Raw genomic sequence first — 11,577 nt, 5'->3', positions numbered from 1 at the left:
TGTTGTGTCTTGGTGCGAATGTGATCGGCGTGGCCGGTGCGTGGTTCGTCAATACGTTCATGCTGAATTACACGACGCAGACGCTTGGCCTCGATCGTTCGCTGATTCTCGATTGTCTGTTCGTGGTGGCGTTTATTCAGTTGTTCACGCAACTGGGTTCGGGGTGGTTCGCGCAACGGATCGGTACCGGAAGGTTTTTGAAGGGCGCGGCGGCGTTGGCGATGCTTTCGCCTTATCCGATGTTCGCGCTGGTATCGACCGGGCGGCCGGTGGCGATTGTGGTCGGCATCGCGCTGGCGGTGATGTGCATGTCGAGTTCTTATGCCGTGATGGCCGGGTTTATGTCGACCGCGTTCGCGGTGAGAGTCCGGTATTCGGCTATTTCTTTGTCTTACCAGGTCTGCGCTGCACTGGCCGGCGGGTTGACGCCTTTGATCGGAACGTTGCTCGCGCATCGATATCCTGGAGCATGGTGGCCGCTGGCCGTGTTTTATAGCTGCCTCGCCGGGGTCTCGCTGGTTTGTATCAGTACGTTGGAGCGCCGTAAGCGAGGCGCGGCACGAGGTGTTGTCGAAGTGGCCGAGGTTTAAGCGCCTCGCTGGGCATAAACCCGCTATTTCGTGGTTAACACCATCCGGAATCCCCCAAAGCGTCCTAATATCAAGGCGATATGAAAAACGACGGGGGAAGCCATCATGTATCGTCATCGTTCGCTGGGTGTAGTGACAGGTGCGTCGCCGCTCGCCAGCGTCGACGTATTGAGCAGGATGACCACGGCCTGGCGCTGTCCCGGCGCGGCCAAGCCATTCGACTTCGTCCTCGAGCAGCAATCGTGGCCAGGACCGGCTTCGCTAGACGCGGCGAGTGCGCCGTTCAAGATCCACGTGTTCGACACGATTCGCGCCTTCGAGAAACGCGGTGTCGACGCGATCGTCCTGCCGTGCTTCCTCAGTCACACCTTCATCGACGAACTCTCGGCGAACGTGGCCTTGCCGATCGCCAACATCATGGCTGCGCTCCTCGCGCATGTGCGGCAAGCGTTTCCGTCGGTCCGCCGCATTGGCGTGCTGACGTCCGACACGATCCGCGCCAACGGTCTCTTCGAACGCCATTTCGACAGTGCGCGGTTCGATGTGCTGCATCCGCGTAACGAAGGGGGCGTCGATCGCGTAACGAGAGCCGTATACGGCGACGAAGGCATCAAAAGCGGCCGTCTGACCGGCCGGCCAGTCGAGTTGTTGCGCGCGGCTTGCGCGGACCTCATTGCGCAAGGCGCGGAGATCATCGTGCCCGGGCTCGCCGAAATCCCCTTGGTGGCGCGTGCGCTCGGCACGCTGGAAGTGCCCCTCGTCGATACCAATCTGGTCTACGCGCGTTACGTCGCGGCGGCGCAATATGCGCAGCCGGAGCGGCGTTTCAAGGTGGGCGTGCTGGGCGGTGTCGGCCCGGCGGCGACTGTCGATTTCATGGCGAAACTGGTGCGCAACACGCCGGCCGCGCGCGATCAGGACCACCTCAAGGTGATGGTCGAGCAGAATCCGCAGATTCCGGATCGCACTGAAGCGCTGCTCGGCAACGGCGACGATCCGACGCTCGCGCTCTACGCCGCCTGCAAGACGCTCGAAGAGGGTGGCGCCGATCTCATCGCGATTCCGTGCAATACGGCGCACGCGTTCGTCGAGCGGATTCAGCCGTCGTTGACCATTCCGATCGTCAATATGCTGACCTGTACCGCCGATTATCTGCGCGAGGCCTTCCCGAGCCTGCGTGAAGTCGGCGTGCTGGCCACCTCGGGCACGCTGGCGAGCCGGGTCTACGAGAAGGCACTTGAAGCGTGCGGCTTCGTGCAGATCGCGCCGGCCGAGGCCGCGCAGACCCGCCTCATGAACGCGATTTACGGACCGTGCGGCGCGAAGGCGGGTTACATGTCAGGCGAGTGTTACGACGATGTCGCCGCAGCGGTGGATGACCTGGTCGCGCAAGGCGTGCAGGTCATCGTGCTGGGCTGCACCGAGTTGCCGCTGCTGCTGCGCGACTCGACGCTGGCGCGGCCAGGCGGGCCGGCGGTGCGGCTTGTCGATCCAACCGAGGTGTTGGCAAAACGCTGCGTGGCTTATGCGCTGGGCGAAAGCGGAGCAACGCAGGCCGCGGCGGAAGCGGCGGCGCCGGCAACGGGCCGGCTTAGCGTGGAAAGCGTATACGGCTAGACCCGCGGCCAGACCCGGCAAGCCCCGGCTAGAACAGCCTCGTGCGCGGCGCCGCGCGGGGAAGCCTTGCAATTCCCACCCTTCGTCGCCACTTCCTGAGCGCTGCGCGCTCCCTCCCGAAACGGCACAACGCTTGCTGGTTGGCCGATCGGGACGCGCTCAGTGTCGCCATTCATGGCCCGCAGCGCTGCGAAAGCGCAACCGTGCTGTGTCATGGAAAACTGTATAAATATACAGTATAGTATCCCGCTACAACCCGGTCTTCGGCGCGTCTTCCCGCCAGCCGGGTGTCCCGAACTTGCGCGGTCGCGAGGCGTCCGTGAGAGGTGGTCCACTCATTCAGACGGTCGGAAAAATTGGCATCTAACGGAATTATCCGCATTCGCGGCGCGCGCCAGCACAACCTGAAGAACGTCGATCTCGACGTACGAACCGGCGAAATGACGGTCGTCACCGGGCCGTCCGGTTCCGGCAAATCGAGCCTCGTGTTCGACACCTTATACGCAGAAGGGCAGCGGCGCTACGTCGAAACCTTCAGCGCCTACGCCCGGCAGTTTCTCGACCGGATGGACCGGCCGCAAGTCGACCGGGTCGACGGCGTGCCGCCCGCCATCGCGATCGACCAGACCAACCCGGTGCGCAGTTCGCGTTCCACCGTCGGCACCATGACGGAACTCAACGATCACCTGAAGCTGCTCTACGCGCGCGCGGCCGAACTGTTCGATCGCAAGACCGCGCAGCAGGTGCGCCACGACACGCCCGAAACGATCTACGCCGAGCTGCTCGAGCGCACCGCGGAACATGAACCGCGGCTGGTCGTCACGTTTCCGGTCGAGTTGCCGGAGACGGCCTCCGAGCAGGAAGTGGAGCAATGGCTGTCCGCGAGCGGCTACACACGCGTGCAGGCGCAGCGCGAAGTCGATTCGCCCACCGGCAAGCGCAAGCTGCTCGACGTGGTGGCCGACCGCTTCCGCTTGCGCTCGGTCGACAAACAGCGCGTGGTCGAAGCCATCGAGGCATCGCTCAAGCGCGGTGGCGGCCGCGTCAACATCTACGTGCTGCCTGCCGCGCCAGACGCGCCTGCTGCACCAGACGCGCCGCTCGATACGAATCCTCCCGAGCCGCAAATCTGGCGTTTCTCTACCGGCCTGCACAGCCCGGAGAGCGACCTGCGCTATGCGGATCCGCAGCCGGCGCTGTTCTCGTTCAACTCAGCTTATGGTGCGTGCGAAGTCTGCCGCGGCTTCGGCCGCGTGATCGGCGTCGACCTCGGTCTGGTGATTCCCGACGTGCGCAAGACGCTGCGCGATGGCGCAATCAAGCCAATGCAAACGCCCGCCTGGAAGGAGTGCCAGGACGACCTGATGCGGTATGCGGCGAAAGCCGATATCCGCCGCGGCACGCCTTGGGGCGAGCTGACAGACGCCGAGCGCGACTGGGTCATCAACGGCTCGCCGGACTGGAACGGCAAGTGGCAAAGCCATTGGTACGGCGTCAAACGCTTCTTTGAATATCTCGAATCGAAAGCGTACAAGATGCACATCCGCGTGCTGCTGTCGAAATACCGCAGCTATACGCCATGCGAGACCTGTGGCGGCGCGCGTCTGAAAACGGAATCGCTGTTATGGCGCCTCGGCAGCAAGCAGAATGCGGACGAGGTGCTGGCACCCGAAAAGCGCTTCATGCCGCGTGGCGTCGAATGGCAACGCGCGCAACTCGAAGCCCTGCCGGGTCTGACCGTGCACGACCTGATGCTGATGCCGATCGAGCGCATCCGGCGTTTCTTCGACGAGATCAGCCTGCCGAGCGCACTGCTTGACGACGCACTCAAGCTGTTGCTCGCCGAAGTGCGCACGCGCCTCAAATATCTCTGCGATGTCGGCCTCGGCTATCTCACGCTCGACCGGCAAAGCCGCACGCTGTCGGGCGGCGAGGTGCAGCGGATCAACCTGACCACGGCGCTCGGCACGTCGCTGACCAAAACCCTGTTCGTGCTCGACGAGCCCAGCATCGGCCTGCATCCGCGCGATCTGAACCGGATCGTCGAGGCGATGCATCGGCTGCGCGACGCGGGCAATACGCTGGTGGTGGTCGAACACGATCCCTCGGTGATGCTCGCGGCGGATCGTCTGATCGACATGGGCCCAGGGCCGGGCGAGCGAGGTGGCTCGATTATTTACGACGGGGCGCCTGAGGCAATCCGTTCGTCCGGCACGTTGACCGGCCAGTACCTGGGCGGTCAACGGCATGTGGCGGATGCCGCGCACTGGTCGCAACGTCCGGTGAATGACAGCACGCCGCGCATCGTGCTCGAAGGCGCAACCGAACATAATCTGCGCGACGTCACGGTCGAGATTCCGCTGCAGCGCCTCGTCTGCGTGACCGGCGTGTCGGGCTCCGGCAAGTCCACCTTGTTGCAGGACGTTTTGTATCCGGCCATGGCGCGGCACTTCGGTCTCGCCACCGAATCGCCAGGCGCATTCACGAGCCTGACGGGCGCCGACCAGGTCACTGACGTCGTATTCGTCGACCAGTCGCCGATCGGCAAGACCGCGCGCTCGAATCCGGCCAGCTACGTCGGCGCATTCGACGAAATCCGCAAGCTCTTCGCCAAGGCGCCGCTCGCGCAGCAACGCGGTTACGGCCCTGGCATGTTCAGCTTCAACTCCGGCGACGGGCGCTGCCCGACCTGTGGCGGCTCGGGCTTCGAACACATTGAAATGCAGTTCCTGAGCGACGTCTACCTGCGCTGCCCGGATTGCGATGGGCGCCGCTATCGCGCAGAACTGCTCGAAGTGAAAATCGAACGCGGCGAGCCGGCGCGTGCTTTGAGCATCGCCGACGTGCTGGAATTGACGGTGAGCGAAGCCACCGCCTACTTCGCGAAGGATGCCGAAGTATTGCGCGTGCTGCAGCCGATCGTCGACGTGGGTCTCGAATACGTGAAGCTGGGCCAGCCGGTTCCCACGCTATCCGGCGGCGAAGCGCAGCGGCTCAAGCTGGCCGGCTTTCTCGCGGAATCGGCGCAGGCGCGCACCGCGCGCAGCGCGAAGCAGCCGGTCGCAAAACGCCTGTTCATGTTCGACGAGCCGACCACCGGCCTGCATTTCGACGACATTGCCAAGCTGATGCAGGCGTTCGGCAAACTGCTGGCGAGCGGACATTCGCTGATCGTGATCGAACACAATCTCGACGTGATCCGTGCGGCCGACTGGTTGATCGACCTCGGTCCTGAAGGCGGTGACGGTGGCGGCAGGGTGCTGTGCGCGGGCACGCCGGAAGACGTCAAACTGTGCCCGGAATCGCATACCGGTGAGGCGCTGCTGCAATACGACCGCGCCATGAACGCAGCGGCCGAACCGGCGTCGCAGGGCATTCCGCTGCAAAAGGCGTTGAGCGCGGCGCGTGCGCGGCGGGCAATCGAAGGCGAGGACGTGGTGCGCATCGTCAATGCGCGCGAACACAATCTGAAAGCGCTGGACGTGGACATCCCGCACGGCAAATTCAACGTGATTACCGGCGTGTCCGGTTCGGGCAAGTCCACGCTGGCCTTCGACATTCTGTTCCACGAAGGGCAGCGCCGTTACCTCGAATCGCTCAACGCGTACGCACGTTCCATCGTGCAGCCGGCTGGGCGGCCCGAGGTCGACGCGGTGTATGGCATTCCGCCCACGGTCGCGATCGAACAGCGTTTGTCGCGCGGCGGCCGCAAGAGTACCGTGGCGACCACGTCCGAAGTGTGGCATTTCCTACGCCTGCTGTATGTGAAGCTCGGTCTGCAACATTGCATCCACGACGGCACGCCGGTCACGTCGCAAAGCGTCGAATCGATAGCGGCGCAATTGCTGCGCGATCACAAAGGGGAGCACGTCGGTTTCCTCGCGCCGCTGGTTGTGAACCGCAAGGGCGTCTATACCGATCTCGCCAAGTGGGCGAAAGCGCGCGGCAATACGCATCTGCGTGTGGACGGCGAGTTCGTGCCGGTGGACCCGTGGCCGAAGCTCGATCGTTTCCGCGAGCACACCATCGAGTTGCCGGTGACCGACCTCGTCGTGTCGCCGGATAACGAAGCGGAACTGCGCCAGGCGCTCGACCAGACGCTGGAAATCGGCAAGGGCGTCATGCATCTGCTGGCGCCGCTCGACGGTTTGCACGACGCGATCAACGGCGGTCGCCCCACGGCGAAAGTCGGCGCGATAAAGGTCCTGTCCACCAAGCGCGCCTGCCCGGTATGCGGCACGAGTTATCCCGAACTCGACCCGCGCATGTTCTCATACAACAGCAAGCATGGCTGGTGCACCACGTGCGTCGGCACGGGCCTCGCATTGACGCGCGAACAACGCGCGGCGTACGACGACACGGTGATCGTCGACGACAACCGCGGCCGCGAGCAGAGCTTGCCTTCCGAGGAGCAGGAGCCGGAAGGTCTTGTCGACGAGCCGTGTGCGGATTGCGCCGGCACGCGTCTGAACCCAACCGCGCGCGCGGTTACGTTCGGCGAGCAGGCCATCGTCGACGTCGCGCAATGGACCGTGTCCGATACGCGCGCGTGGATCGACACGTTGGAGATGACCGGTCGGGACGCGGAAATCGCGCGCGACGTGGTCAGCGAAATCGGCAGCCGCCTGCAATTTCTGGAGGAAGTCGGGCTTGGCTATCTGAGTCTCGATCGCGCGGCGCCGAGCCTGTCGGGCGGCGAAGCGCAGCGCATCCGGCTCGCCGCACAACTGGGCAGCAACCTGCAAGGCGTGTGCTACGTGCTCGACGAACCGACCATCGGCCTGCATCCGCGCGACAACCAGATTCTGCTCAATGCCTTGCGCAAGCTGGGGGAAAAGGGCAATACGCTGGTGGTGGTCGAGCATGACGAAGACACGATTCGGCGTGCTGATCACATCATCGACATCGGGCCGGGCGCGGGCAAGCGCGGCGGCACGCTGGTCGCGCAGGGCAGCGTGGCCGACCTGTCGGCGCAACCCGATTCGCTGACCGGGCAATTCCTCGCCCATCCGATCGTGCATCCATTGCAATCGCGCCGCGAAGTGGTTGCGGCGAGCAAACGCGCAGTGGCGGTGCCGGAGAACTGGCTGACGGTGCATGGCGGCAAGCTGCACAACCTGCAGAACGTCACCGTCGGCATTCCGCTTTCACGGCTGGTGGCGGTGACGGGGGTGAGCGGTTCGGGCAAGTCGACGCTCGCCCGCGACGTGCTGATGGCCAATTTGCTGGATGCGGTGGGGCGCTCGGTGCTGTCGTCGCCGGCCACCCGGCGTGCGCGTGCGGCGGCCGAGACCCAGCCGGCGGCGAACCGGCGTTCGAGCGTGTTGGCGCGCACGGCGCCGCGTGCGCCGCTGAACGTCACGCATGCATGGCAGGGGTGCGATTCGATCACCGGCTGGGAAACCATCGACCGTGTGCTCGAGGTCGATCAGACACCGATCGGCAAAACACCGCGGTCCTGTCCGGCAACCTACATCGGCGTGTGGGATGCGATCCGCAAGTTGTTCGCCGGCACGCTCGAAGCACGCGCGCGTGGCTATACCGCATCGCGTTTCTCGTTCAACACGGGCGAAGGACGTTGCCCGGCGTGCGAAGGGCAGGGCGTGCGCACTATCGGCATGAGCTTCCTGCCCGACGTGAAGGTGCCGTGCGACGTTTGCCACGGGCAGCGCTTCAACCCGGAGACGCTCGCGGTCACGTGGCGCGGCAAGAATATCGGCGACGTGCTGACCATGGAAATCGATGAAGCCGTCGAGTTCTTCGCGCCGATTTCGAACATCGCGCATCCCTTGCAATTGATGAAAGATGTCGGGCTCGGTTACCTGACGCTTGGGCAACCGTCGCCTACGTTGTCGGGCGGCGAAGCGCAGCGTATCAAGCTCGTCACCGAGCTGAGCAAGGTGCGTGACGACATCACGCGGCGTGGTCAGAAGCCGCCTCACACGCTGTACGTGCTGGACGAACCGACCGTCGGCTTGCACATGGCAGACGTTGCCAAGCTGATTCGCGTGCTGCATCGTCTCGCGGATGGCGGCCATAGCGTTGTCGTCATCGAGCACGATCTCGACGTGATTGCCGAGGCGGACTGGATCATCGATCTCGGTCCGGAAGGTGGCGTGGGTGGCGGAACGATTGTCGCCGCTACGGATCCCGAAGGACTGTCCGGCATCGCCGCCAGCCACACCGGTGCGGCGTTGCGTTCCGTGCTCGCGCGAACACAGAACGACACGGCAGTGATCGCGGGCGAAGGAACCAACGGTTGAGGCAGTGGAGCGGCGCAACGGACGCTGCGTCGCTCCGTCCTGGTCGCTCAGTCTGGAGAGCCACACGCGTTCGGGTTACTCGCAGTCCACTACCACTTGAATGCCATGAACGTGTTGTCGAGGGGTGCCCGGCATGTCAAAGCCGGGCATTACCGGCGTTGTCGGCAATATGTAATTATTTAGAATGAGTTTGTAATTGCAAAAATGGTGTAATTGAAATACGCATTTAGAGTGTCGTAAATACCGCGAAAAAGAGTTTCAAACGCTGTTTTCCTTCTGCTATCTTCTCGCCGTCGACGTCGGCCCTTGGGTCGGCGCTCCATCGTCCACGTTGGACGATCTGTTCGCGATCCGCCCCGGTTGCCATGCAACCCTCGCGAAGGCCCGCGCGTCGGGCTTTTGCGCCACGTACCGCCAGCGATCCGTCGACCGTTCATGGCGTCCCATGAAAGGCCGCAATAGCGGCTGCGTCCCAATTTGCGAGCCGCGAAAGGCGCGCTCGCATCTGTTCGACACACGCTTATTCTTTTAAAGCGACGCGAATACGGCACAAGTTAGAGTGTTCTCTCTAAACTTAGTATGCTCTCATCAAAAAAAGTTTGACCCCGTATTTTTTGTCCTGCTATTGTTGCCTCCCATGAAACGCAGGTGACAATCGCGCAAAAAGTTCAGAAGCCGCAGCGCGCTTCGATCAAATTGTCTCCAGCTGTTCATGCCAGACGGAAATGAGCGGGTCGAATTTAATCTATTAGTAGTTCTACTTAGATGAGCGTTCGGCTAGTGTGAAGTGCCGCCTTGGCGTCTCACAGCCGTATCCGTGCCATTGCACCAGGGTTGGGCCTTATGGCACAAATTTTGGACTGCAAATCAAAGGCATGGGCGATGAGTGTGATGGTCTGAAGTGAACGTTGGTTGCCGTATGTAAGCGCGCTGCAGTTACAGAAATGAACGGTTCACGCCGGAGGAGTAAAGGTGGGTACGAAAGTCGAAGGGCAATTTCCGGCAGCAACGGCCCGTATGCAGAGGCCAGGACGCCCGCGTGAGTTTGGGCGCAAGCAGCAAAACCCAGTACGCCGCTTCGGCGGTATCGCAGTTGTTCTGCTCCTGCACATCGTGCTGATCTACGCACTCATCAATGGCCTTGCCACCAAGGTCGTGCAGGTCATCCAGCATCCTATCGAAACGAAAATCATCGAGCCGGTAAAGCCACCTCCGCCGCCGCCGTTGCCCACCGTGCAATTGCCGCCGCCGAAGTTCGCACCGCCGCCGCCGCCGTTCGTGCCGCCGCCGGAAGTGCAGGTGCAAACGCCGCCCCAGCCGACCATCACGCACCAGTCCGCACCGGTCGTATCGGCACCCGCCGTGGCGGCCGCACCGCCGGCGCCTCCCGCGCCGAGCAAGCCCGTAAGTGCGGAAGTAGGCGTTGTGTGCCCGAACTCGGATCAGGTCCGTTCGTCGATTCGCTACCCGAAGGAAGCGCAGGAGAACAACGTGACGGGTGATGTGCTGATTGAATTCGTAGTCGATCCGCAGGGCCATATTACGAATGAACGCGTCGCCAAGTCGGCTGACGATTCCTCACTCGATCGCGCAGCCTTCAACGCGGTCAAGCAGTTCACGTGCGTTTCCCAAGGCCAGGCTGTCCGTGTGCAAGTTCCGTTCTCGTTTAACCTGAACTGAAACCCACAGGCTGTTCGGTACCGGTAGCGATTTATCAGTCTTAGTTTAGAAGTTGTACTAATGAACTTGGAGCAGGCATGAAGAAGCGTACTCTCGCCGCATTGGCGGCAACCATGTTGTTCGCCGTAACCACGGTGGATACCTTTGTGGCACCCCAAATGGCCCACGCGCAAGCTAGCGACGCCGCCGCGTCGGCTGCGGCGCCCGCCACCGCCGCACCGCAAACGGCCGGCTCGGCCACTGACGAAGCCGTGCCGCCGCCGCAGCCGGCCACGTCCGAAACCGTCAATAACCCGTACGGTCTCGGCGCGCTCTGGAAGAACGGCGATTTCGTCGCCCGCTTCGTGCTGATTCTGCTGGTGCTCATGTCGATGGGCAGCTGGTACATCATGATCACCAAGTTCTTCGAGCAGTTCCGCGCGAACCGTCGTGCGAAGAGTGCCGACGAACAACTGTGGACTGCGCCGTCGCTGGTCGAAGGTGCGAAGCTGCTCGACGAAGCCTCGCCGTTCCGCTTCATCGCCGAAACGGCCATCGAGGCAGGCGAGCATCATGACGAAGCACTGCTCGAAGCCGTCGACCGCAACACGTGGATCGATACCTCGGTCGAGCGCGCTATCACCAACGTGTCGAATCGTCTGCAGGACGGTCTGGCTTTCCTCGGCACGGTCGGCTCGACAGCGCCGTTCGTCGGTCTGTTCGGCACGGTGTGGGGGATTTATCACGCGCTGACGGCAATCGGTATCGCCGGCCAGGCTTCGATCGACAAGGTCGCTGGCCCGGTGGGTGAAGCGCTGATCATGACTGCGATCGGCCTTGCGGTGGCTGTGCCGGCGGTGCTCGGCTACAACTTCCTGGTTCGCCGCAACAAGTCGGTGATGGAGCGTGTTCGTGCGTTCGGCGCACAACTGCACACCGTCTTGCTCGCCGGCAGCCGTCGCTCGGCACGCGGTTCGGCTCGTGCAGCATCGCTGGTCCAATAAGCGGAGTCCGTCATGGCTATGAGCGTTGGGCAGGACGACAACGACGAGGTCATCTCCAGTATCAACACCACGCCGCTCGTCGATGTGATGCTGGTTCTGCTGATCATCTTTCTGATCACGATTCCGGTGGTGACGCATACGGTGCCGGTGCAACTGCCGAAGGAGACGATCCAGCCACTGCAGACCACGCCCAAAAGTATCGTCATTGCGGTCAACCGCGACGGCGATTTCTTCTGGAACGAGAAGCAGGTGGATGCGCCTACGCTGCTGGCACGCCTGAAAACCGTGTCGGTCATGACGCCGCAACCGGAAGTGCACGTTCGCGGTGATCAGAGCACGCGTTATGAATTCATCGGCCGGGTCATTACCGAGTGCGAGCGCGCTGGTATCGCCAAGGTTTCGTTTATTACTGAGCCGCCCGCGCGCGGCGGCTAAGAGAGGCGA

Annotated in this window: 6 protein-coding genes; all 6 read left to right on the top strand. The window is 62.8% G+C overall.

What is annotated here, in order from left to right:
* A partial coding sequence (locus tag GNZ13_RS29590) for an MFS transporter (RefSeq protein ID WP_328807319.1) occupies positions 1–590 on the top strand: 590 nt, incomplete at its 5' end.
* 105 nt (positions 591–695) lie between these two features.
* On the top strand, positions 696–2,207 hold the full coding sequence (cuyB, locus tag GNZ13_RS29585) for a cysteate racemase (protein ID WP_172171194.1): 1,512 nt from the start codon (positions 696–698) through the stop codon (positions 2,205–2,207).
* A gap of 356 nt (positions 2,208–2,563) precedes the next feature.
* Positions 2,564–8,470, top strand: a complete 5,907-nt coding sequence (uvrA, locus tag GNZ13_RS29580) for an excinuclease ABC subunit UvrA (protein ID WP_172171192.1) — start codon at positions 2,564–2,566, stop codon at positions 8,468–8,470.
* Positions 8,471–9,487: 1,017 nt separating this feature from the next.
* Positions 9,488–10,150, top strand: a complete 663-nt coding sequence (locus GNZ13_RS29575) for an energy transducer TonB (RefSeq protein ID WP_172171198.1) — start codon at positions 9,488–9,490, stop codon at positions 10,148–10,150.
* Between the two features lie 77 nt (positions 10,151–10,227).
* Positions 10,228–11,133, top strand: coding sequence for a MotA/TolQ/ExbB proton channel family protein (locus tag GNZ13_RS29570; RefSeq protein ID WP_172171190.1), 906 nt, complete (start codon positions 10,228–10,230; stop codon positions 11,131–11,133).
* A gap of 12 nt (positions 11,134–11,145) precedes the next feature.
* Positions 11,146–11,568, top strand: coding sequence for an ExbD/TolR family protein (locus GNZ13_RS29565; RefSeq protein WP_046566007.1), 423 nt, complete (start codon positions 11,146–11,148; stop codon positions 11,566–11,568).
* The last annotated feature ends 9 nt before the right edge of the window (positions 11,569–11,577 follow it).

The sequence above is a fragment of the Paraburkholderia elongata genome (assembly GCF_013177735.1).
Taxonomy (GTDB): Bacteria; Pseudomonadota; Gammaproteobacteria; order Burkholderiales; family Burkholderiaceae; genus Paraburkholderia; species Paraburkholderia elongata.
Note: the sequence above shows the minus strand (reverse complement) of the source record. Positions and strands in the feature narration are given on the sequence as shown.